This is a genomic window from Chondromyces crocatus (assembly GCF_001189295.1).
Taxonomy (GTDB): Bacteria; Myxococcota_A; Polyangia; order Polyangiales; family Polyangiaceae; genus Chondromyces; species Chondromyces crocatus.
In genome coordinates, this window is the sequence record NZ_CP012159.1 from 2,832,617 (window position 1) to 2,855,053 (window position 22,437).

Here is a 22,437-nt window from a genome sequence, read left to right on the forward strand (position 1 = left end):
GTAGGGCCGTCCGTCGTAAAACGCAGCAGCTGGCGTGGGATGCCCGTGTTCCCCCGCGCTACGTTTCGGGGGACGCGCGTGGGCGAGGGGGCGTGAGCGTGGCCAGGGCCGCATCGCGTTCTGCTTCTGCGCTCGCCTCGGCTTCGAGTTCGGCGTCTCGGGTCGCGTCGGCGTCCGTCTTCGCGTGGGGTGCGTCGAGGGGCTCGGTCCGCGTGCCCGGGGTGATCGGGCAGATGAGGTCCACGGGGTCGGGGGCCTGCTCCTCGGTGCGGGCGAAGGCGGCGAGTACCGTCGGGGCCACCTGGTGCAGCCAGCGATGGGCGCGTGGGTCGTCGCGCAGCTCGGCTTCGAGGCGATCGAACTCGATGGCGCCGGCGGCTCTCGGGTCCGCGGCGGCCCGACCGAGGGCAGTGAGCAGCTCGTCCCGGGGGGAGAGGGGGAGTTCTCCAGCCTGCTCGGCGAGCTCTGCGACCCGCGTGAGGTCGCTTTGGCTGGCAGCGAGCGTGAGGTCGACGCGGAGGCGGGCGGCGTCGAGGCCGGCGTGGGCGGGGTAGTTCTCGGTGACGAGGGCGATCTCGGCGGCGGCGTCGGTGTCGCGGCCGGTCGCGGCAAAGAGGAAGGCGCGCTCCGCCAGGATGGAGGGCACGAGCTGGTCGGAAGCCAGGGCGCGTGAGGAGGGGGTGTCGAGGCGGGCGAGGGCCTCCTCGCAGTGCTGGAGCGCGGTGGCGAGGTCGGCGCGGCGCTCGGCCGCGGTGGCGAGCGCGAGGTGCGCCGAGGCGGCGAGGGTACGGCTGCGCGCGTGTCCGAGCCGGGTCAGCGCGGCGAGGGCGCGCTCCTCGTCGCCACGGGCGAGGGCGCTCGAGGCCTCGAGGAAGCGGCGGTGCTGCCGCCGGGTGTGGTGAGCGATCGAGGCGACGGTGGTGGCGAAGAGGCCGACCCAGAGCGCGCCGAGCATGTCGAGGTGGGTGGTGGAGATGCCGTCGCCTGTGGCGAGGCGCTCCACGAGCGCAGGGAACACCCTGGGCGCGATGACGTGCCAGGTGGTGAGAACGACGGTGACGAAGATGGTCAGCGCGGCCAGGGTCTGGCGCAGGGGGTGTGACGAGGACAGCTTCGCTCTGGCCTCGGCCGTGGCGCGCGCGAGTGGATCCGGGGCAGGAGGGCGACGCGGGTCATGGTCTCTCCGGGCCGGTGCGGGCCGCGCCGGGTCGTCGCTCACGCGAGCGCGCTGGGCGTGGACGAAGGCGGCGGCGCCGGGGGCGAGGCGGGCGACCCAGGCGTCGAGCGTGGGTTCGTCTCCAGGCATCTTCTCTGCGGCCTCCCGGTAGACGCTGGTGGCGCGAGCTTTCAGCATGCGCTGGTACGCGCGGACGATGGCCCGCTCGCGGAGATGAGGCGTCTCCAGCAACAGCGCGCGCTTCTCCCGCAAGTGGCGAGCGAGGGCGGCGCGGTCGTCAGCGCGTTCGAGGAGGATGGCGTGCGCCAGCTCGGCACGGGAGAGCGCTTCGAGCGGCGCAACCGGGCAGCGGCGGACCTCGTCAATGTCGGCGCGCGCTCCCTCGCGATCCGCCATGGAGGCGCGGACGAGCGCACGGAGCGCATACCCGGAGGCGAGGGTGACCTGATCGTCGTCCCGGGACACGCGGCTCAGCGGGCGCTGGATGCCCCGGTCCGCATGGAGACGGGCGTCCTCCAGCGCGCCTTTGCGGAGGGCGATGGTGGCGCGGTGCAGGTCGACGGCGCGCAGGTAGAGAGGGGTCCGGGTGCTCGCCTCGGCAAGGTCGAGCAGCTCCTGCGCTTCACCGAGGTGTCCAGCGAACAGGAGGTTCTCCGCCCGGTGGAGCATCTGGACGGTGGGGCCGTGGGCGCGCCTCATGGCGCCGAGGCCGAGGAGGGCGACGCCGATGGCGCAGAGGGTGGCGCCAAGCAGGGCCGCGGCATCGATCAAGCAGAGCAGCAGGATGCCGTAGGCGAAGAGGATGGCACCGATCCCCATCTTCAACGTCGCGCCGCGACGGGTCGCGTGATCGGTGACGCCGAAGCGGGCAGGGATCTCGCGGGCCATGAGGGGTACGTGCGAAGGTCAGGGGGTCGCAAGGGGACACGGAACCCCGAGCAGACCGTACTGTGAGCTTGTTTTTGAGGTGGGAGAAGGCGAGCGCGACCTTCTGCACGCCAAAACCAGGCTCAGGTGTCCATGACGTCGGGGCTTCGCGCGTTCGCTGCGGTCCGGGCCGCGGCTTCTGCCTCGACCTCTGCCTCGGCTTCCGTGATGGCTGCGGCGTCTGCGTGGGTGACCGGGCATCGGGCCGTGCGGAACGCACCCGAGTTTTCCTCGGCGCTTTGCTCGCCGGCCTGGATGAAGGCGGTGAGCAGGGCAGGGGCGACCTTCTGCAGCCACTCGTGGATCACCGGATCGTCGTTCAGTTCGGCTTCGAGACGGGCCCGCTCGCCGGGGCCCATGGCGTGGGGTCGTGCGGCGGCATGTCCGAGCGAGGCGAGCAGATCGTCGAACACGGGGAGAACGCGGCCGCCTGTCTGCTGGCTGAGTGCCGCGAGCCGCTCCAGGTCGCCGCGGGAGGCGGCGAGGACGAGGGCGAGCTGGAATCGCGAGGCGTCGAGGCTGGAGTACGTCGGGTGGTTGGCGGCGAGGAAGGCGAACTCGGCCCTGGCGTCGGCATGGCGTCCGGTGGCAGCGAAGAGAAGCGCGCGCTTCGCCACGAGGGAGGGCAAGAGCTGGTCGGAGCTCAGGGCGCGGAGCCTCGGGGAATCGAGCCTGTGAAGGGCTTCGTTGCAGTGGCGCAAGGCCGTGTCGAAATCGGCACGGCGGTCGGCCACGATGGCGAGTGTGAAATGGGTCGAGGCAGCCAGGATGGGGTCGCTGACCTGGTGCATGAGGGAGGTCAACGCTGCGAGGCCGCGCTCTTCCTCGCCTCGGTCGAAGAGCAAGACGGCGTCGGCGATGCGTTTTTTCTGGAGGTACATGCCCAGAAACCACCAGGCGACCCACGAGATCATGAGGAGGAGGAGGGTGGGGAGGATGTGCTTGAAGAAGGTGTGCGTCGAGAGGACGACGCTTTGGACCCACGTTCCCAGTGCCGGGAGGGTCGCGGGCGAAAGAAGGTGGATGCCCAAGGGGACGGCGGCGACGACCGCCGAGCCTGTGAGGAGGGAGCGCAGCAAGCGAGGCGATGGGCGCGTGATCCTGGCCTCGATCGGGGCGCGGGTGAAGGGTTCGGTACCCTCCCGGGCGGGCTGGTCGACGCTGGAGGGCGAGGGCTCGAACGAGAGCGGCGCGTCGATGTCGGCGTTCGATGCGCCGGTCGGGTGGGCGCCAGGTGTGAGGAAGGCGGCCGCACTCGGGGAGAGCTGACGGATCCAGCCATCACCTTCGGGGGCCGCAGCAAAAGACATCTCCGGGATCTGACGGTAGATGCTGGCGGACTTGACCTGGGTCATCCGCTGGTAAGCGCGGACGAGGGCCCGCTCGTCGAGATGCGGGATCTGCAAGAGGAGGGAACGCTTCTCTCGCAGGTGACGCTTGAGCGCTTCGTGGTCGCCTGTGCGCTCGATCAGCACGGCGCGCGCGAGTTCGGCACGCCCCCGTGCTTCTTCCGTGACCATGTCGCTCTGATGCACGGCTTCGATGTCGGCGAGGACGTCGGCAGGCGCAGCGGTGGGGGCACTCAGCAGGGCGCGAAGGGAGAGGGCGGACGTGATGGAGAGCTGATTCTCGGCGCGGCTCCCCCATCCCGGGGGCCGTTCGATCACGCGGGTCGTGTGCCGCAGCGCTTCCTTCACGCGCCCTCGACGCAAGGCGATGTTCGCGCGGTTCAGAGCGATTGCCAGGAAATGGGTCGTTCTGACGGCGCGGGTCTCGGCGTAGTCGAGATGCTCTTCCGCCTCGGCGAAGCGGCGTGCGTACATCAGGCTCTCGGCCTTGTTGATCGGCTGGACCGCGGAGCTGTCGAAGAGCTGGAGCGTTGCGGCGGCGAGGTACATCGCGCCCCGTACGCTCATGATCAGGCCGAGGAAGAGCATCGGGAGCGATGTCTCCCGGGCGAACAGGCACGTTAAAAGCAATGCGATCCCGACCACCAGGATGAGGGCGCCTGAGGCCATCGAGAGCGCTGCGTTGCGGTGCTTCGCGTGCTCGATGGTTCCGGAAAGCACAGGGGCCTCGCGTGCCATGGGGGATCCAGGGTCGAGCGTAGGAGATGTCCAGGAGCCAGGGAATCAGAACCGTCCCGCCCAGGGGCTCCGCGCGGGGCGTCGTTCGGTCGGGGTGGCTCCGCGGCGCCCTGCTCGGGTGGGGTGTCCGATCCGGCTGGTCACCGCGTGCCGAAAAACTACCCTGGCGCCCATGACGTCGAGGTCTCGCTCGTTCACCGCGCTTCTCGCTGGCGCATTCTTCGTGGGGATCGGTGCGCCCGTCGCCGCAGCGGCCGAGGCCCAGGCACTTCTGGTGCCCGCAGGTGCAGGTCAGCAAGCGCTGGCACTTCAGGGGGGAGGTGGCGGGCTCGTGGGGCGCGTGTGCAGCGCGGCGCCTTGTGCGGCGGAGGGCGGTGAGGCGCTCACCGTCCCCCCAGAGGTGCGTGGTCGGCTGGGCAGCGCGCGGATGCGGTCGGTGCGGCTCGAAGGGGGCAAGCAGCTCGCGCGGATCGACGTGCCTGGTGAAATCGGCGCCTGGACCGCGCTCGTGGCGGCGCCACTCGCCGGGAAAGGGCGGGCGCCACTGGTGCTCTGGAGCGGATGGACCGACGTGCAGCGGGGTGAGCACGGCGAGGAGCAAAGCCAGGTGGTGATCGAGGAGCCCGCCGAGAAGGGCATCCGGGTGATCGTGGGGCAGCGCCGCGCGGACGTGACGCTGTGCGGGCGGCCGACGGTGGTGGCGGCGCGGGCGGTCGATCCTGCAACGATGACGCTCGCCCGGGGCGCGACCGTGCAGAACCTGAGCGCCGAGGAGCGCGCCCGTGCCGTGAAGCTCCCCGCAGTGCGTGGTGACGCGCCGTACGCTGCGCCAGGCTTCCAGGCGCTGCGGCCGACGGCAGCGTCGAGCGCGCTGGGCAAGCGCATCGCCGAGATCGCGGACGGGGATCCAGCGACGTCGTGGGCCGAGGCCAAGGCAGGGATCGGGCGAGGGGAGTTCATCGCGTTCTCGGCGCCGAGCGAGGTGGCGCTGAAGGGGCTGGAGCTGCGGTTCCGGCCGTCGAGCGCTGGTGGGGTGGGTGCTCCTGGAGTGAATGCGGCAGGGGCAGGGGGCGCGGGAGCCGCCGGTGCGGGAGCCGCCGGCGTCGCAGGAACGAGCGCGGCAGGTGGGGCAAGCCCGAAGTCCGTGACGGTGAGCCCCGATGCCACGGCGCCGCGGACCCTCTACGTGGCGACGACGGAGCGGTTGTACGCCGTCTCGGTGCCCGCGGACGCCTGGAGTGCAGACGGCGCTGGCTTCGAGGTGACCTTCCCCGAGGAGGTGCAGACCTCGTGCGTGGCCCTGGTCATCGAGGACGCTGCGGTGCCGCGGGGGGTGAAGAATCCGGAGGTGACGCTCAGCGAGGTGACGGCGCGGACCGCGTTCGACGGGATGGCGCCCGAGGCGCTGGTCGGCGCGCTCGCGGGCGGTGGGGAGCGCGCTCGTGCGGCGGCGGCGGTGCTCGCACGGAGCGGTCCGGCGTCGGTTCGAGCCGCCATGGAGGGGTACGAGCGTCTGGACCAGCAAGGGCGGCTCCTGGCGATGGGCGTGGTCGACGGGTCGTCCTGCGCCGTGCACGCGGAGTTCTTCGCCGAGCGGCTCGCATCCGCTGCCGAAACCGAGGCGGCTGCGAAGAAGCAGCGACGGTCGGAGCGGGCGCTCATGCCCGAGGGGCCGGATCCCGAGGCGCACCACGCGCGGGATCGCATTCGCCGCTGTGGTCGTGGCGCGGCGCCGGCGCTGGCGAAGATCCTGGCGCGGAAGCCCGGGCTCGCGGTGCTGTCCGTCGTGGCGCGAGAACTCGCCGTGGCGGCGCCTGATGCGGCCGTGCCGGTGCTTCTCGACGCGATGGTCGATGCCAGCGCCGCGACCCGTAGCGAGCTACGCGCTGCACTCTCGATGGCCGCGCAGAGCAGCCGGGCCCGCCTCGCGTTCGAGCTGGAGCTGTCGCCCGAGGAAGGCAGCGAGCCCGGGGCCCCGCGGCCCGAAGGGGTGCGCATCGATCTGCTGCGCTCGGTGGGGCCGGCGCTTTCACGGCTGAAGGGCAGCGATGCGGCGTTCCGGCAGCTCGCCGTGAAAGGGGCGTCGTTCCGCACCCGCTACCTTCTGCTCTCGCCGGCGGCGGAGCTGGCCAGAGGAGGAGATGCCGGGGCGACCGCGTGGCTCCGCAATGCGCTGCGCAGCGATGCGGATCCCCACATCAGGGCGCGCGCGGCCGAGGTCGCGGCGCAGGTGCCCGCCCTCGCTTCCGATCTCCTTGCGGCCGTGGCCGACCCGGTAGTCCGAGTGCGCGAGGCGGCCGTCGGGTCGCTGGGCGAGGTGATCGGCGCAGGAGCGCAAGCGCCACGTGGGACCGAGGCGGCGCTCGCGCTGCGGCTCGGCGCGGATCCCTGGACGTTCGTGCGATCCAAGGCGGCGAGCGCGCTCGCGTCGCTTCCGCCTGGCGGCGCGAGCGTGGACCGGGCACTGGCAAAGGCCGTCTCCGATCTGTCGCCCGAGGTGCGGGGCAAGGCGCTCGACGCGCTGGGGGCGCGGCAGGCGCTCGATCACCGCGAGGTGGTGCGGGCACGGGCCGAGGAGCCAGAGGAACTGACCGAGGTGAGGGCGCGCGCGCTCCTGGCTCTCGGTGTGATGTGTGACCGGAGCGCGGTGGATCTCTGGACGACGCTCGCGCAGCGGGCGCGGGCGCCGGGTGGAGAGCGTGACGAGCGGCTGGGGCAGGCGTCGATCGCCGCCCTCGGCTATGTCCACCCGCCCGACCTGGCGAAGCGCCTGGCGCCACTCCTGGAGAAAGGCGTCCCGCGCGCGACGCAGGAGACGGCACGCGCGGCGCTGGAGGGCAAGGGGCGCTGCCGCTGACGGGCGCTGGGCTTCAGCGCCTGGGAAGCGGTCGACCGTCCTGCGAGGGGTACTCACCCTTGATGCCGTAGCGGCTCCCCTGGCGAGGGCCGACTTCCATGTCGTTGCCCTCGCCGGGCAGCGCCGAGCGCACGGCGGGATCCGGGCTGTCGACCGCAGGGATCTCGTCCCGCCGCGAGGGCATCTCGATGGGGACCGCGGTCATCACCCCGGCTCGGAGAGGGTGCCCTCCGCAGGCGATGGGCGTGATGCGCATGGCGTCGTCGCGCGCCACCTGCGCCTGCGACATCACGTCGGAGAAGAAGTAGTCCAGGTCGGGGTCTCGCGAGACGCGCTGACCCTCGACGGCGATGCGCTCGATCAGCACCTGCCTCGTGGGCTGGCCCGCCATGAACGCGGCGTCGAGGGCCGAGCCCGACAGGGAGCGGAGCACGCGGAGATCCTCCTGGTTCGCGAGGGCCAGGGCGGTGATCTGCGCGTCGGAACGGCTCATGCTGCCGACGTCGATGTGCTTGTCTCGGGAAAGCTCGTGCACCTTGGCGAGATTGCGCCGGTGCGTGGCGAGGAGCTTGCCCGCGAAGGCCTGGACCGCCGGCGAGGCGGCATGCCGCTGGGCGAAGGCGCAGCGATCGATGCCCGCCTGGGCGATGACGGCGGTGGCCGCCAGGAGCCGTGCGGTGGCGCTCGCCTCGTCCTCCATGACCGTCCCGAAGACCATCACACCGCCGGGCTGTCCCTGCCCTGGTGCCACGGGCTGGGGCTTCTCGGCGGCGATGACATCGCCGCGGTTGCCTGGGTCGCACCCCGCGAGCAATGCGAGCGCAGCCAGCATCCAGACTCGTCGCATGATGGCCTCCTGGTGAGTGATTCCGGCTGGAATCGCTTGCGATGATTGTGCCGGAGACGGTGCGCGCGGGTGGGCCTGGCAGTCATCCAGGTGGAGTCGGGGCCCCTTGCATGGCGCGCTGCAGCGCCGCTCGCGCGAGCAAGCGCGTGGAGTCGAGCGTCGGCAGCGGGGAGCGGTCGTCGTCGAGGAGCAGCGGGATCTCGGTGCAACCGAGGACGGCGGCGTCACAGCCTTCACCCTTCATCCGGCCGATGATCCGCTGGAAGGTGGCGACAGCCTCCGGCGTGAAGACGCCCTGCACCAGCTCGCCCAGGATGATGCGGTTGATCTCTTCTCGCTCGGCCGCGTCCGGGCGCGTCCAGGAGAGTCCGCGCGCTGCGAATTTTTCCGGATAAATCTCGCTCTCGACCAGCCAGCGGGTCCCGGTCAGCGCCAGGTGCCGGAACCCGCGCTCGACGGCCCGGGCGGCGACGACCTCGGCGATGTGCAGCCAGGGCAAGGGCGATTGCGCTTCGATGAAGGGGAGCGCCTGGTGAATGGTGTTGTCCGGGCAAATCAGGAAATCAGCGCCGGTGCGCGCGAGCTTGTTCGCCGAGGAGAGCATCAGCGCGCCGACGCCTCGCCAGTCGTCGCGGTCGATGCACTGCATGTAGTCGGAGAGCGGATGCGTGTGCAGCGAGACCTCGGGGTGGCCATGGGGGCCGAGGAACTGCGCGCCTTCCACGCAAAGGGTCCGGTAGCAGAGCGCGGCGCCTTCGGCGGAGCAGGCGACGATGCCGATGTGCTGGGGCATGAGCGGGTTCTAGGACGCGCGGCCTCGTGAGGGGAGAGGAACGAGGGGCTGCCCGAGGCGAACCACCGCGGACCCGGGGACTTCGTACGCCGTGGAGGGGGGGCCACGCGCCGTGACGCGGACCGAGGACGCTCGTACACTGGCCCTCCGCACATGACGCTCCCGAGGCAAGGTCGACGTCGGGTCCAGGTCGGTGACACCGCGTTCTTCTGGACCATCCGCAAGAAGCCAACCCGCGCACAGGCGCTCGCACTGCGTCCAATGCACCTCGCGGTCCAGGCAATCGCCGAGGGGCCGACGCGGGTGCTCATCGTCGACCTGGGCGTCACCCGTCCCGACAACGGGATCACCCCTCACGGCACGGGCATCACCCCCGCCCTCGTTCGCCACATGATCTGGTGTGCCCTCGCCGCCGGCTGGGAGCCACGGGGTGCGGGGCTGCCGTTTGCGTTCGAGTACCGCGTGATCATGGACTCCGTGGGCACCATCGCGAGGAGCAACGCACCCGAGAAGCGTGATGCGCCACCCGCCAGAGGCGCGAGGACGGCAGGCAACGGCCCACGCGGTCGGACGCGTCCGCGCGTGTGAGGGTCACCATTCCACGAGAAGAGGCATCCGCGTCAGCTCTTCCGGGTAGTACGGACGCCGGGCTGGCGCGCTGCCCCGCCAGACGACGCTCAGCAAGGACCGGTCCGGCTCGATGAGGATCGATTGCAAGACCGGGGTGGTCTCGTTCAGTCGGCCCTCGCGGCCGTCGGTGCAGATGCGGCGTGGTCTGCCCGGAAGGTGGATGGACCACTCCGGCTTCGTGGGATGCACGTGGGTCAAGGTGATGATCTCTTTCCCGGAGAGGGATGGGAGCTGAAGGTCGAGTGGCGCCCCGTTCTGCACGCGGAGCAGGTGCTCGTACGCGAGGGCCATGGGGTGAGGGGCGTCGAGGACCTCTTGCGGCATGTCGCCACGCACGACCTCGGGGATGGGAGCGTCGACGCGCTCGTGGATCTGGCGGATGCCGCCGAAGGCGGCGCGAGGGAACCAGCCCCAGTGGACCCAGCCGAAGGCCTGAGGGATCGGCATGTAGATCCATCGCTCGGGTGAGCCGACCACCAGCCGCTCCGGGGTGAGCGGGTCCCGGGGGTCTTCGAGGTTGGGTAGCGCGCACCGCTCGAGGGCGTTCTTCGTCGCCTCGACGACGTAGCCCTTGCCACAGGGATTCCGGGGGTAGAGGTAGGGGCTCTGGTTCTCCGCGCGGAGATGCGTGCCGACCAGGTAGGGGGCGAGGGGAGCATGGGGGTTGCCCTGCCGGGCCTCCGTGGCGTGATCGCGACCGCCATAGGCGTGAACGAACGAGAGCGGCATCCGGTCGAAGGGCTCCGGGGGCGAGATGATGACCTTCTTCGTGGCATCGAGGGCGCATCGGCGGTTCCCGACGACCATGATCGATTTGACGTGCGCGCCGATTCGCACGGACGCCACGAGGCTTTGCGCTGCGCCTCGTGCGTACGCATGCCCGTGGACGATCACGTCGGTCCGCGGCTTGAGGGGGATCAGGTCGGCGTCGTGCAGCAGAAGGTTCGGGTCCTGCTCGCTCGTGACGAGGTCGCGGGTGAGCGGGAGCTGTTCCTCCGCCACGACGGCGACGCCCGCGTCGTCGATGCGGTACGTCCGCTTGGCGACCACGGACAGGACGTAGCGCTGGTCGTCCTGGGCCGAGAGCTGGGCCACGCAAGCGTCAGGGGCAGTGATCGGCGGCATGGATCGTCACGCTCCAGGTCGGGTCACGAAACGGGTACGGGGACGGGGACCGGCAGCGGCGTCCAGGGGAACGGAGGAAGGAGCGCGGTGTTGTCGAAGTAGTCGCCCGCGCTGATGTTGTCGTCGACGAAGCCGCCCACGCCGTCGGCGAAGCTCGAGATCGGGTTTCCGCCACCCGTGAGCCAGTCGTAGGGCGTACCGATGTCTTTGAGTGGAGCGATCTCACCCAGGCCGGGCACATCGAGGCCACCCGACGCGCTCGAACCCATCGGCGAGCCGAAGAACCACCCCGCCGTCGCTTCGGTCGCGGCTCGCACGGACGGCGCCTGCTTGCTCAGGACGGCTGCGACGACGGCCGTCGGCAGGCCGAGCCTGGGCGGCAAGACGCCGACGAGGCCCGACAGGATCTTCGAGCCCCCGAAGGAGATGAACTTGCCGATTCCCCAGGTGACGACGCCGGTCAGGAGCATCGAGAGGAGGCCGGCGATGAGGTCGCCCAGCGTCAGGCCCGCCACCACCGTGTTGTCGGCCTGAACGACGCCGGTGGGCAAGGGGATGGTTCCGCAGTCGAGCTGCGGGTTGACGTTGAGCATGAGCGCCACCGCGATGGGGCCCTTGTCGGTCACGACGCTCGCCACGCCGAAGTGGCCCTGGGACGAGCTCAGGAGCGTGTAGAGGAGCATCCACACGATGTGATCCAGGGCGGGGAAGGTCACGTGCGGGATGAGGGCGCCGATGTCGAAGACCTTCGAGATCACGTTGCCGCCAGGTGTCTGGACGGTCGTCGCCTCCTTCGACGAGGCGCCAGTCCAGGGGCCCCAGCGCACGCGCGCGACGACCACGTGAGGCGCATAAGGGATCATCGGCGCGAAGATGAGGGCGGGAAACCCCTGGTGGAGGTCCAGCCCGTACATCCAGTGGTTGTTGGCGATGACGCAGCAGATCATGTGCAAGCCGCTCGCGGGGGTTATCGTGGGGTGGAGAGTTCGACGAGCTCGCAGCGCCGGGCCTGGAGCGGTTGGATGACGTACCGGAAGGGATACCGGTAGGCGATGAACACCCGTCGGGCGTCGACCTCGATGCCCACCTGATCGATGGCGAGGGGCATCTCGTGCGCTTCACTTCCGAAGCGGAGCCGCGCGGCGAACGCATGGGTGGGCAGCGTGAAGTTCAGGGGGCCGCGTTCCGAGACGCCCGTCACGCTCACCGCCTCACCCGCCGCGATGCCTTGCGCGATCATGGGCGGGAAGGCGGCGTTGAAGAACCTCGGCGTCACCTTCGGCTTGCCCTCGGGTGTCCTGACGAGGCCATGCTTCGCGCGCAGGGGCGACTCGGGCGGGTAAGGGACGAGCCCTGCGGGGAGCGGGTGATCGTCCCAGCGGGTCACGAGCTGATCGGGCTCCTCCACGCAGGGCAAGGGCCTGTCGATCGCGTTCGCTTCCTCGACATGGAAGCCCATCCCTTCCGGGTTCTCCTGGTAGGGGATGTCGAGCTCGTCCCACGTGTCCTTCCCTCCGTAGGCGTACTGCAGGGTCAAAGGCAGCGACGTGAACGGTCGGGGCGATGTCGGTACCAGCTCGCCCAGGCGGCGATGCCACACGCGCGGGCCGAAGACGCGAACGGTGCGGTGGAAGCTGGCGCCGATCGTCAGCACGACCGCCATGCTGGTGGCAGGCTTGCTCCCGGGTGGAATGGCGCGCCCGAACAGGAAGACGTCGGCGCCTTCCTTGTAGAAGATGTGGTCGCCATCCATGACGCCCTGTGGACCCGGCCAGGGGGCGCTGGAAACGATCCAGGGCTGCTCCTCGCTCGGGACGAGACGCTCATTGCGAAGGTCGTACGTCACACGGACGAGCAAGGAGGCGGCGATGCGATCTTCGCCGTACAGCATCCTTGCGAGGCCCGCGGGGTAACGGGTGAGGTTCGTGAGTTCCATGGAGGGACCATGAGGGCGGGGCCGCGCGGGGGCGGCTTCGGCAGCTGGCGCAGCGGGAGAGGAGGGGCGCGCGCTCTGGCGGGGGCATGCTCCGGCGATCGCTCGGACCGACGCTGCTGGCAGCACGTACAGACGCCATGATCCCGCCCTCCTTCAACGCAAGCACGCCGTCCTTGCGCCGACCTCCCGAAGCTACTGCACACGCAGGGAACGGTACAAGGGGCGCCACTGCGCTTCGAGGTGCCCATGACGCCATGCCGAGGTCGTACGAGGTCACACCATCCAGTCGATGGACCAACAGGCGTCTCGCGCTGGAACCAGTCGGATTTCGCGGTCCATCATGGCCGATCACGGACCCACAAAAGAGCAACTCAGCGCTCGGGGTGGGCGCTGAGTCGCAAGTAAGTCCGTTGTAGGGGGATGGCCGCTCAGGGCCGGGACAGGCTCACATCTCGGCGAAGCTGGCGAGCTGCGCGCGCTGCCGTGCGGGGACGGGAAGCGGGAGCGGGGTGGTGCCGGAGTTGAGCGCGCGGGTCATCCAGTTGCCGTTGTGGGGGGTGAGGACGGCCCAGGGGCTGATCCAGGAGAGCGCGAAGGTCGACCAGAAGCCGTACATCAGCATCCAGGGCGCGACGCCCGGGCCGCGCAGGATGCGGCAGCCGAGGCCAGGGACGATGGCGGTGAGCATCGTGCCGACGAAGAGGGCGATCATCGTGGCCAGCGGCGAGGTGAAGAGCGCGACCACGAGGCCCGCGGTGCCGAACATGCTGAGCAGGATGGCGAAGGCACCCTGGAGGGCCAGCAGGCGGAGGCCGAGCATGCCGGTGGGGCGGAGGGGCTGGAAGGCGAAGGTGAGGAGGGCCAGCGACTCGCGGACGTTGCTGCGGCCCCAGCGGAGGAGCATGCGGCTCAGCGCGCGGTAGTTGCTGGGGACCTTGGTCTCGACGATGGCGTCCACCTGGAACACGACGTTGAAGCCGGCGCGGAGGATCAGGTTGGTGAGCGCGCGGTCCTCGCCGATGTTGGCGGGGCGGCCCATGAAGGTCTGGTCGCGCCACTCTTCGAGGACGGTGCGCACGAGGTCGGCGCGGTAGGCGGCGGCGGCGCCCGGGGTGCAGAGCACGGCACCGAGCACGCTCTGGCCAGCGCGGATCAGCTCGAAGGAGTAGGTGAACGAGGCGTCGAGGATGCGGGCGATGGTGCCTTCCTGGCGCGCCATGACCCGGATGTTGCCGGCGACGGCGCCGACGCAGGGGTCGGCCACGAACGGGGCGACCATGTGCTGCAGGGTGTCTGGGTTCACCTCGGAGTCGCTGTCGATGGTGACGACGATCTGGCCGCGGGCGCGGGCGAAGCCGGCCGCGAGGGCGTGGCGCTTGCCGCGGTTCTCGGGCTGCCGCACGATCTCGATGACCGAGCCCAGCTCACGCTTGGCGCGGAGCATCCAGGCCCAGGTGTCGTCCTGGCTGCCGTCGTCGACGGCGATGATCTGGAGGCGGTCGGCCGGGTAGTCGCTGCGCGAGAGGCACACGAGGGTGTCGAGCACCTGGCGGCCTTCGTTGAAGGCGGGCACCACCACGGTGAGCATGGGGAGGTGCTTCTCGGCGGGGAGCGGGACCGGCTGGTAGCGCGCGGCGAGGACGATGCGCCAGATGGTGAACGCGAGCGCCGCCGCGACGAGGCCGATCGCGGAGGCAGAGACGCCGTCGGCCAGCGAGACGTCGGCCCGGCCGAGCGCGAAGCGCTGCACGGGATACCAGGCGACGAGCGAGACCGCCGCGACCGCGATGGAAGCAGGCACCAGGGCGCGGAGCGAGCGGTAACGCTGGGATGCGTGGATCTCGAGGTTCGGGGTGCTGCTGGTCGACGTCGATCTCACGTTCATCCGTCCCTTTCTTGGCGGCCTGTGTCGTCTTCGGCGGTCAGAGCCGCTTCGCTCGACGCGAGGCCCGCGTTCGGAGGCGAGGCCGTCGTACAGCGCGGGGCTGCGTCGTCCGGCCTTGGCCGCGCGGAGGTCTGAGCAATGGCCATGCCCACCTGTTTCCTCCGGGAAATCGCAGGGGTAGGGGCTTCGGGAGGCCCGGATCAGGGAAATCTTCCCTGCCGGGGGGCCGACGGGCCTCGACGGGCAGGGCAACTTGCCCGCGGGGGCCCGAACCCTCCCGTTCGGAGGGGCCGGGGGGCGGGGAAGGTCAGACTTTCGTGACGTTCATCACCACGAGCGACGGAGGAGGTTCGTGGGGAGCGTCCGTGGTCCGCCCGGATCTGCAGGCTGTCCAGACCAAGGCGCAGTCACGGAAGGGCTTCGAGGGGGAGCGTCTGTCGAGCAGCACTTCGCCGAGCGGTAGAAGTGCCCTGATGGGGGCGTGAAGGGTCGCGCTGCCGCTGGGTGGCGTGGGTGATGCGCTCGACCAGGGGAAGAACAGTCCGTTCTGAATGGCTGACGTGAGGTCCTGGATGGGGACGAGGAGACGGGGAGTTTTCTCCGTCAGATCATCCTCGGGGACGGGCGCCCATGAAGGCGGGCGGGGGAGTCAGCGGCGGGGGGCGGAGTAGAGGTCTCTGACGCCGCTCATGTCCTCGGTGGCGAAGTAGAGCGAGCAGAAATCAGGGGAGAGGGAAGGCGTCCGCACGGGCGCGGTGATGGAGAAGTCGTCGATGGCGATCTCCTTGGCCTCCCCGGTGGGCTCTCCGTTGAGTTCATTGAGCTGCACGTAAAAGGCGCGCAGCCCCTTGCTGTCTTCATTGCAGGCAGCGGGGTAGTTCGCCTGGAACAGCAGGTACTTGCCGTCCGGCGTGACCCAGGGAGCGATGTCGGTGTTCTGGACGAGGCTGACGGTGCAGCCTCCCGGCACGATCAGCCTGTCGTCGACCGGGACCGGGACCGTGCTGCCCGCCGTCTGGGTCACGAACCTGTAGGCGCCAGCTCCGCCGGTGCGGCGCATGAACCAGTACCGGGGTGGGCTCTGGGTGTAAGCGACCGCAAGCGAGAAGGAGTCGTCCGCAGCCTGGTTCACGCCAGGGAGGTTTGCCCTGGTGTCGCTTCCCGAGGTCGCCATGTAGATCTGCCGCCGGCCGCTGGCCATGCCGGTGAAGAGGATCGGCTCGGACAGGCCCACGCTCGGGATCGTTGCGCCAGGGGGGAGCTGGATGGGTGCCAGCTCCTGGCCGGTGGTGTTCACGGCGTTCCCCGGGACGAGGACGCCCTGGTCCCAGCCGCCGTCGTTCCGGAGCGCGGTGATGATGTCGGTTCCCATGCCCCCGACATTGGCGTTGAAGATCAGCTCTTCGATCCCGTCGCCTCGGAGGCGGGCTCTGGGCGAGATGCGGGAGCCCCCGACGCTCTGGATGCCCATCAGGGAGGGCTCGCCGAAGCGCAGGTCTCCGAGGTCGGCGCACGAGGTGCACCGCGTGGTGCTGGCGGAGCAGTACTCCCCGGGCTCGCATGCCTGCGGCGCACCGACGGTGCACGGGACGGTCACCCCTCCCTCTCCACCCGTGCCGCCTCCACCTTCGGCGAAGCCACCGTTTCCACCACCGCCGGTGTTGTTGCCGCCGCCGGTGAGGGTGCTCGTGCTCGTGGAGGTGCTGCCTCCCGTCCCCGGGCTCGCGGTGAAGGGATCGCCGCAAGCGATGCCCCCGACCGCGAGCAGCGCCACGAGGCCCGTCGCAAAGCTAGGCGTATTCTCGAAGCTCATGACTTCTGATTGTAGTCCGTGTCTTCTAGAAGGATCACGTTCGTCTTGGAGCGGGTCTCGCCCACGCTGGTGACGTACACCGCCGGTTTGTCTTGCACAGGGCACACCTTCTCGCAGGCGCCACAGCCGATGCAGAGCGAGGGATCGACCCTGGGGCGCTGCACCTTGACCTGCACCAGGCGGTCTTCGTGGGCCTGGGCGGGAGCGTGGGGACCGGTTTCTGCGGGCTGGGCATCGTTCGGCGCCTCGGGGACGCGCTTGGGAACCTCGACTTCTTCGACCCATATCGCCTTGGGGGAGGTCGGGCAGAATTCTTCGCAGACGATGCAGGGGATGCTCATCGACCAGGGCAGGCATCGCCCGAGATCGTAGAAGGCGGTCCCGATGGAGATGGGCTTCTGGCCGACCCCCATCTTCTGCTCCTCGGTGATCTTCTGGATCGCGCCGGTGGGGCAGACCTGGCCGCAGAGCACGCAGGAGTGTTCGCAGTAGCCGATGCGCGGGATGAGGATCGGGGTCCAGACGCCCTCGACGCCGGCCTCGAAGAAGGCGGGATGCAGGGCGTTGTTGGGGCAGACCTTCATGCACTCGGCGCAGCGGATGCAGCGCTCGAGGAACTCTTTCTCGGCGACGGAGCCCGGGGGCCGGATGACCTTCGGGTCGTAGTTGGCGTCGATGACGTCGGCGATGCGCGCGACGGGGATCAGGGCGGCACCCGCGGCGGCGCTGGCGATGGCGGTGCGCCTGCCGGTGTCCGGTACGAGCGAGGCGCTCTTGCGGTTCGGCAGGAACCTGAACTTGATCACGTCCTCCGGGCAGGCGTTCTCGCAGTTCAGGCACATGTGGCACTCGTCCTGGCGCCACTTGACGCCCCCCTGGGGGGAGTCGGCGCCCTGGCAGTGGACGAGGCACAGGTTGCAGTCCGTGCACTTCGCGTGGTCCTTCTCCATGCCGAAGAGGGCGAAGCGCGCGAACACGCCGAGGAAGGCGCCGAGGGGGCAGAGGACGCGGCACCAGAACCGGGGGATGAAGCGGTTCATGAAAAGGACCGCGACGAGCAGCGCGCCGATGAGCCAGGTCTGGTGGAAGTAGAACTGCTTGGTCTGCCACACGCTGGTGGCGAGGAAATCCTGCGCGTGGTCGGAGACGAACTGGACCTGCCGCACGCCGGTGGCGTTCGCCGCGCCGTTGGCGAAGCCGGCGATGTACTGCGCGGCGGGGATGACGGCGAGGCCGATGGCCCTGACGGCGATGCAGATGGGGTCGAACAGGCCGCCGATGACGCTGCCAGCGAGGCTCGCGGCGAGGGAGGCGTAGAGGATGTAGTACTTCACCCGCTGCCGGCTCGGGTGGGTCTTGTTCGACTCGACGCGCTTCGAGCCCTTGCCGTAGCGGGAGGGGAACAGCCAGCCGGAGATGTGGTGCAAGGTCCCGAAGGGGCAGATCCACCCGCAGAACACGCGGCCGAAGACGAGCGTGAGCGCGAGGATGCCGAGGGACCAGAGCAGGCCGCGGTAGACGGTGTGCGTCGAGAGCAGCGTCATGGCGCCGACGAAGGGGTCGGCGAGGAGGAAGCCTTCGACGGGGAGCGGGAGGCGGACGCGCGCGTCGGCCGACGCGAACGAGCCGCGAAAGGCGGTCTGGAACAGGAGGTAGAAGAAGAGCGCGAGGCTGGCACCCTGGACGACGCGCCTCACCCAGACGAGGACCTGGATCGTCTTGCGCGCAGGGAGGCCAGAGCCGGGGCGGGCTTTGCGTTTCCTCGCGGCCATCCGTCAGACCTCGGCGATGCGCAGGTTTTGCCAGTGCATGGTGCCGAGGCCGCGCTGATGCGCCATGCGGATGTACGGGATCTCGTCCGCTTTGCGGCCGACGAGCTGGCACCCGTAGGCATCACCGGCGACCTGGTCGGTGGTGGCGATGACGGTGTGCATGTCCCTGGCGTCGGCGACGTTGCCGCCCTGGGGGCCGTTGCGCAGGAGGACGCGCACGGCGTCGATGATGGTGAGGGTGGGCTGGAGGAAGGTGGCGAGGTCGGCGATGGAGACGTCGATGTTCTGGTGCAGGCGGTTGCGACGACCCCCCAGCAGGCCGTACCAGTTCTTCATCGCGCCGGTGTACTTCGACAGGTTGTGGTGCTTGGCGACGGGGACGTTGATGACCTTGTCGGCGTTGACGAGCGGCGTGTAGACGGGCCAGTCGTCGAGCACTTCGCCTTTGAGGCGCATCTGTCGGAAGCGGTGATCGCTGGGGATGATGACGTCGGCGCCGACCTCGTAGGCGGCGTTCCAGATGCCGGAGCGCTGGAAGCAGCGGTTCGGCTCGTTGCATGAGGCGTCGGTGACGATGACGCGCTTGGCGCCGGCGTCGAAAGCGAGCCTGACGACCTCGGCCACGACCTTGGGGTTGGTGTTCGCGGCGTGGATGGGGGTGCGATCCCAGCCGATGTTCGGCTTGACCACGACGATGTCGCCCCGGGAGATGAAGCGCTTCATGCCGCCGATTGCGTCCACGGCCTTGCGCACGAGTGTCGCCGGATCGAGCGGCGTGGGTTGGGGCGCGGCCGGGTCCAGTGTCGGGAGGCCGCGGGCGACGACGAGCTGCGGGAGGGAAGGGGGCGCGTCGCGCAGGCGGTAGTCGCGCACCTGGGGGCCATCCACCGAGAGGCTGCTGGTTCCTCCTTGATCCCAGCGGACGCGCGCCAGAGCTGCCGCGCTGCCGAGGACGAGGCCCGCGGCGCCGAGGCGGCGGATCATGTCGCGGCGGGAGAGGTCACCCATGGCCTGTCCATGGTTAGCTGCTCGGACCAGTCATCACAAGCCGCTGCGTCCGCAGCGCGGCTTCAGTTCGGGGCGTTCGCGCTCGTGATCAGGGTGGGTCCGCTTGCTTCGTGACGTCGATGGCCGCGCCCGGAGGTGCGCTCTGAGAGGACGGTCGAGGTGCGGCCTGCGTCGACGGTTGAGGCGCGACCTGAGGCGGTGGTTCGGGAAGGGGCGGAGAGGGAGGGGACGGGATCGGCAGCGGCTCCGGAGGGACTGCAGAGGCCGAGCTCGAAGGCGTCGGAGCGGGATCAGGGAGGGGATCGAGAGAAGGATGAAAGACGGGAGACAGCGTCGGTGGGGCCGATGCTTTGTAGCGCTCGCGCTCGGCCTCGCAGCTCGTCCGCTCGGCTTCGCAGGTGCGCCTCTCCTCGGCGATCGAGGCGAGCTTCGCCGCGCGGTCCTCGGCCTGATCACGGGCGATGTCGCGCTCGAGGACGAGCAAGGAGCGCTCTCGTTCCCACAGACCTTCCAGCCGCTCCTGCTCGTCGAGGGCGCTGGCGGCGTCTGCCGTGGCCTCGTCCTCGCACGCCTTGAGCCGCGTGGCGTGGGCCGCCTGGAGGTTGTTGATCTCGCGCGCGTGGTCGGCCGCCGACGCGCTCCCGCTCCGCTCGACGGCCAGGATCGCCTGTTTCAGCTCGGCGCGATCGTGCTCGCGGGCTTGCTGGCAGTCGGTGTTGCGTTGCTCCGAGAGGCGGTGGGAAGCGACGCACGTGTCCAGCTTGCTGAAGGACTCTTCCCCCTGGCGTCTCGCGCGCTCCAGCTCGTTGGCGACCCGCAGCGTCTCTCGTTTCGAAAAGATGAGGAGCGCTCCAGCGACGGCGACGAGCAAGAGGCCAGCGGCAGCGATCCGCAGGCGGTGGAGCGCCGCGCGCTGACGGGCGATGCGTTCCTCTTCTTTGCGGGCTTTCTCGCGCTCGGGTTCGAGCAGGACCTCGAGTTCTTCGGCCATCTGCGCCATGGAAGGGCGCTGGGTCGCATCGAGGGCGAGCCAGCGCTGGAGTGACGCTTCGAGGAGATCGCGAGGCGCACCGACGACCTCGGGGAGCGTGCCGCTGGCGAGTGGTGTCGTCGCGCGGGCCGCCTGGGCTGCTTCGAGTTCGTCGCGGGTGCGCGCGCGTTCGCCTGGAAAGCGCTCGCCGCCGACCAGGGCGACGAGGAGGGTCGCGGCCAGGCAGTAGGTGTCCATTTTCTCGTCGAGGTGGACGGCGCCCGGGTAGGCGTTGAGCGCGCCGAGCTGCTCGGGCGAAGCGAAGAGCGCGGTGCCGGCGCAGAAGGTGGCTTCCCGCTCGGCCGCGACGCCGAGATCGAGCAAGACCGGGTGGACCCTGCCGCCGAAGCGGGCGAGGTAGATGTTGTCGGGTTTGACGTCCTGGTGGCGGAGGCCTGCGGCGTGGAGCGCCTCCAGCCCGCGCGCGACCGGCACGAAGACGTCGTAGGCCTCGCGCAAGCCGAGCGGCCCTCGGGCGAGTCGCTCCTCCAGCGTCTCGCCGTCGTACACGGACATGGTGAGCCACACGTAGTCGGCCGTCATGCCGTGGTCCTTGAGCTGGACGACGTTCGGGTGACCGATGGTCGCGAGCATCACCAGCTCTCGCTCGACGTTCCGTGTGGCGTAGTGGGAGCGAGGGAGCAGCTTCAGGGCGACCTGGTGCTCGGGGACGTCGATGCGCTGAGCGACGTACACCTTGCCGAACATGCCCTGGCCGAGCAGCCTGACGAGCCGGTAGAGGCCGCCGACGATCTGCCCCGACTCGGGGAGGATGGAGGGGCCGCGGGGGGACGAGCCTGGATCCGACGTACGCACCGAGACGGCTGCCGAGCCGCTCTCGGTGATGCTGCCTTCTCCCGAGGCGTGCTGGGTGACCGCGAAGGCTTGGATCGTGGTCGTGCGGAAGGTGGCGTCGAGCGGCATACCAGGCGAGGCTCTCAACAGTCCCAGCGGGCGATGCCTTCCCCGGCTGGTCACGGCAGAGGAAAGCGGGAGACTCGTCGGCGTGCCGGCCCGCACCGCTAGCCTACTGGAGTCCGGCGCGGAGGAGAAAGAACCGGCAAGAGGTCGCGGAGAACCAGCGGGCTCGGCCTGGGGGCATGAGCGGCGCCAGGAACCAGTTGCGCCGAACCGAGCGGTGTGTCTGCCAGCGTGCCAGAGGCCGCGACGAGGGAGATGCGCCTGGAGGCCTCTCTTCGCGTGCAGGGCCGTGGGCTCGACCTGCAGCGAGGTGGAGGGGGAGGCCTGCAACGAGGGGGAAGGGGAGGCGCTGCTGGACTGCTGGGAGCTCTCGATTGTGGCGTGAGCCGAGACTCGACCATTGCGAGGTGCGTTCGCTCCGGACAGTCACCGTATTGAACATGACGGAATCGCCGTGGCGCACGCATCGTGAGGGCGGTCGAGTCGCCTGCGTGTGACGTGGTCGCGCGCTACGCTCGGATCCAGGAGGCGAATTGATGTCGCTGCAAGACCTGCTCCTGCTCATTCACGTCGATCCCTCGGTCGTCCCCTGTTATCGAACCGCATTGAGCGCGCTCTCGTCGAATTGGGAGATCCGGCCCATTTTTGCTGGCGCATTCTCCTCGGCTTACGTGCAGCTGGCTTCCAGTCTCCGCAGCCCCGGAGGACACCTCCTCGAACCGCTCCTCTCGTATTGCGGTGCGAGCCCGTGCGAGAGCTATCGGCGGATCGTCGCAGTGAGCTTCTCGGCAGGGTACGCGCTGGTGCGTGAGATTCTGAGCGGCCCGGACGCGCGTCAGCTCGCGGGGTGGATCGCGCTCGACAGCGGCCACGCTGCACTGACCACGGAGAGAATGCCCCTGGATGTGCACATGGATCCCTTCGTCCGGCTCGCGCGGCGTGCGCTCGCGGGAGAGGCCTTGCTCTGGTTCGGTCACAGCGATGTGAAGACCCCGCAGCAAGGGCCAGGGGCGTTCGCCTCGACCACCCAGTTCGGGCTGGAGCTACTGCGTCTCCTCAAGGCGGAGCCGACCGAGCAACCGACCCGCTTCGTCTCGCCGCTGCTCGTGGTGAAGGGGCATGATCTTCGGCAGGATGATCGTGCCGAGCACATCGCCGCGTTGCGTGAGTGGGGCCCGGCGTTCACCACGAGCGCGCTCGCCGCGCTGGATGGTGTGGCGCCTCTCGAGGTGGCGCGTGGGACGGCGCAGATCGAAGGAGGAGACGGACCGATTCTCTGAGCTTCTGTGCGGTCACCCCCACCCTTCGTGTCTCTTCGGCAGCCGGTGCGTCTCGGCTGCCGAAAAGTTGTGGAAGTGATCGGCATGGAGTGAAGTGGGCCCGCCGCGAGCTGGAGCGCTTCACAGAACGCTGTGATGAGGTGCCGTGTCGGTCTCGCCTGGCTGTCCGTACGCTCTCTGCACGCGACGAGCCGAGGTCGAGTCACGGGCTGAGGGGGGATCCGTCGCTCGGAGGTCGCCTCGCAGCGGTGTTCTCTTCAGCGTTGCAGCAGGGCCTTCTGCAGCGGCGTCTGGCCATCCACGTTCGGTTGAGGCTCGCCGTCCTGGCTCGTTTTCTGCCTGTAACTTG

At 69.7% G+C, this 22,437-nt stretch carries 15 protein-coding genes; 3 read left to right on the forward strand and 12 right to left on the reverse strand.

Annotation, left to right across the window (positions count from 1 at the left end):
• Window positions 1-58: 58 nt before the first annotated feature.
• Both CMC5_RS10560 and CMC5_RS10565 read right to left on the reverse strand, forming a co-directional pair.
• A complete protein-coding gene (locus CMC5_RS10560; protein ID WP_050430281.1) occupies window positions 59-2,065 on the reverse strand; it encodes a hypothetical protein in 2,007 nt (668 codons plus the stop codon).
• A gap of 122 nt (window positions 2,066-2,187) precedes the next feature.
• Window positions 2,188-4,191, reverse strand: a complete 2,004-nt coding sequence (locus CMC5_RS10565) for a hypothetical protein (protein WP_050430282.1) — start codon at window positions 4,189-4,191, stop codon at window positions 2,188-2,190.
• Window positions 4,192-4,363: 172 nt separating this feature from the next.
• Here CMC5_RS10565 and CMC5_RS10570 point away from each other — a divergent pair, with 172 nt between their 5' ends.
• Window positions 4,364-7,048, forward strand: a complete 2,685-nt coding sequence (locus tag CMC5_RS10570; RefSeq protein ID WP_050430283.1) for a HEAT repeat domain-containing protein — start codon at window positions 4,364-4,366, stop codon at window positions 7,046-7,048.
• 13 nt (window positions 7,049-7,061) lie between these two features.
• On the opposite strand, the gene CMC5_RS10575 is transcribed toward CMC5_RS10570, so the two are convergent.
• Window positions 7,062-7,895, reverse strand: a complete 834-nt coding sequence (locus tag CMC5_RS10575; RefSeq protein WP_082362372.1) for a DUF4142 domain-containing protein — start codon at window positions 7,893-7,895, stop codon at window positions 7,062-7,064.
• Window positions 7,896-7,977: 82 nt separating this feature from the next.
• Window positions 7,978-8,688 (reverse strand): aspartate/glutamate racemase family protein, encoded by a 711-nt coding sequence (locus CMC5_RS10580; RefSeq protein ID WP_050430285.1) that lies wholly within the window; start codon window positions 8,686-8,688, stop codon window positions 7,978-7,980.
• A 153-nt stretch (window positions 8,689-8,841) separates the two neighbouring features.
• Here CMC5_RS10580 and CMC5_RS10585 point away from each other — a divergent pair, with 153 nt between their 5' ends.
• Complete coding sequence (locus CMC5_RS10585; RefSeq protein WP_050430286.1) at window positions 8,842-9,276, forward strand: hypothetical protein; 435 nt, start codon at window positions 8,842-8,844, stop codon at window positions 9,274-9,276.
• 3 nt (window positions 9,277-9,279) lie between these two features.
• Here CMC5_RS10585 and CMC5_RS10590 read toward each other — a convergent pair whose 3' ends face one another.
• The 8 genes from CMC5_RS10590 to CMC5_RS10625 form a co-directional block, all read right to left on the reverse strand.
• The gene (locus CMC5_RS10590) at window positions 9,280-10,443 is read right to left on the reverse strand and encodes a DUF2169 family type VI secretion system accessory protein (RefSeq protein WP_082362373.1); all 1,164 of its coding nucleotides are present in this window, start codon (window positions 10,441-10,443) and stop codon (window positions 9,280-9,282) included.
• Between the two features lie 23 nt (window positions 10,444-10,466).
• The gene (locus CMC5_RS10595; protein WP_050430288.1) at window positions 10,467-11,390 is read right to left on the reverse strand and encodes a hypothetical protein; all 924 of its coding nucleotides are present in this window, start codon (window positions 11,388-11,390) and stop codon (window positions 10,467-10,469) included.
• Window positions 11,391-11,410: 20 nt separating this feature from the next.
• Window positions 11,411-12,379, reverse strand: coding sequence for a DUF2169 family type VI secretion system accessory protein (locus CMC5_RS10600; RefSeq protein WP_082362374.1), 969 nt, complete (start codon window positions 12,377-12,379; stop codon window positions 11,411-11,413).
• Window positions 12,380-12,824: 445 nt separating this feature from the next.
• The gene (locus tag CMC5_RS10605; protein ID WP_050430290.1) at window positions 12,825-14,264 is read right to left on the reverse strand and encodes a glycosyltransferase family 2 protein; all 1,440 of its coding nucleotides are present in this window, start codon (window positions 14,262-14,264) and stop codon (window positions 12,825-12,827) included.
• 649 nt (window positions 14,265-14,913) lie between these two features.
• On the reverse strand, window positions 14,914-16,077 hold the full coding sequence (locus CMC5_RS10610; protein ID WP_050430291.1) for a hypothetical protein: 1,164 nt from the start codon (window positions 16,075-16,077) through the stop codon (window positions 14,914-14,916).
• A complete protein-coding gene (locus CMC5_RS10615) occupies window positions 16,074-17,849 on the reverse strand; it encodes a 4Fe-4S binding protein (protein ID WP_082362375.1) in 1,776 nt (591 codons plus the stop codon). The genes CMC5_RS10610 and CMC5_RS10615 overlap by 4 nt, the downstream gene beginning before the upstream one ends.
• Window positions 17,850-17,852: 3 nt before the next feature.
• Window positions 17,853-18,857, reverse strand: a complete 1,005-nt coding sequence (locus CMC5_RS10620; RefSeq protein WP_050430292.1) for a DUF362 domain-containing protein — start codon at window positions 18,855-18,857, stop codon at window positions 17,853-17,855.
• An 88-nt stretch (window positions 18,858-18,945) separates the two neighbouring features.
• Window positions 18,946-20,811 (reverse strand): serine/threonine protein kinase, encoded by a 1,866-nt coding sequence (locus CMC5_RS10625; RefSeq protein ID WP_050430293.1) that lies wholly within the window; start codon window positions 20,809-20,811, stop codon window positions 18,946-18,948.
• A gap of 533 nt (window positions 20,812-21,344) precedes the next feature.
• Between CMC5_RS10625 and CMC5_RS10630 the strand changes: the two genes are divergently transcribed.
• On the forward strand, window positions 21,345-22,088 hold the full coding sequence (locus CMC5_RS10630) for a hypothetical protein (protein WP_050430294.1): 744 nt from the start codon (window positions 21,345-21,347) through the stop codon (window positions 22,086-22,088).
• Window positions 22,089-22,437: the final 349 nt, after the last annotated feature.

Coding starts and splice junctions, on each gene's coding strand:
- CMC5_RS10560 (WP_050430281.1), bottom strand. CDS start 2,065: ATGGCCCGCGAGATCCCTGCCCGCTTCGGCGTCACCGATCACGCGACC.
- CMC5_RS10565 (WP_050430282.1), bottom strand. CDS start 4,191: ATGGCACGCGAGGCCCCTGTGCTTTCCGGAACCATCGAGCACGCGAAG.
- CMC5_RS10570 (WP_050430283.1), top strand. CDS start 4,364: ATGACGTCGAGGTCTCGCTCGTTCACCGCGCTTCTCGCTGGCGCATTC.
- CMC5_RS10575 (WP_082362372.1), bottom strand. CDS start 7,895: ATGCGACGAGTCTGGATGCTGGCTGCGCTCGCATTGCTCGCGGGGTGC.
- CMC5_RS10580 (WP_050430285.1), bottom strand. CDS start 8,688: ATGCCCCAGCACATCGGCATCGTCGCCTGCTCCGCCGAAGGCGCCGCG.
- CMC5_RS10585 (WP_050430286.1), top strand. CDS start 8,842: ATGACGCTCCCGAGGCAAGGTCGACGTCGGGTCCAGGTCGGTGACACC.
- CMC5_RS10590 (WP_082362373.1), bottom strand. CDS start 10,443: ATGCCGCCGATCACTGCCCCTGACGCTTGCGTGGCCCAGCTCTCGGCC.
- CMC5_RS10595 (WP_050430288.1), bottom strand. CDS start 11,390: ATGATCTGCTGCGTCATCGCCAACAACCACTGGATGTACGGGCTGGAC.
- CMC5_RS10600 (WP_082362374.1), bottom strand. CDS start 12,379: ATGGAACTCACGAACCTCACCCGTTACCCCGCGGGCCTCGCAAGGATG.
- CMC5_RS10605 (WP_050430290.1), bottom strand. CDS start 14,264: ATGAACGTGAGATCGACGTCGACCAGCAGCACCCCGAACCTCGAGATC.
- CMC5_RS10610 (WP_050430291.1), bottom strand. CDS start 16,077: ATGAGCTTCGAGAATACGCCTAGCTTTGCGACGGGCCTCGTGGCGCTG.
- CMC5_RS10615 (WP_082362375.1), bottom strand. CDS start 17,849: ATGGCCGCGAGGAAACGCAAAGCCCGCCCCGGCTCTGGCCTCCCTGCG.
- CMC5_RS10620 (WP_050430292.1), bottom strand. CDS start 18,857: ATGGGTGACCTCTCCCGCCGCGACATGATCCGCCGCCTCGGCGCCGCG.
- CMC5_RS10625 (WP_050430293.1), bottom strand. CDS start 20,811: ATGCCGCTCGACGCCACCTTCCGCACGACCACGATCCAAGCCTTCGCG.
- CMC5_RS10630 (WP_050430294.1), top strand. CDS start 21,345: ATGTCGCTGCAAGACCTGCTCCTGCTCATTCACGTCGATCCCTCGGTC.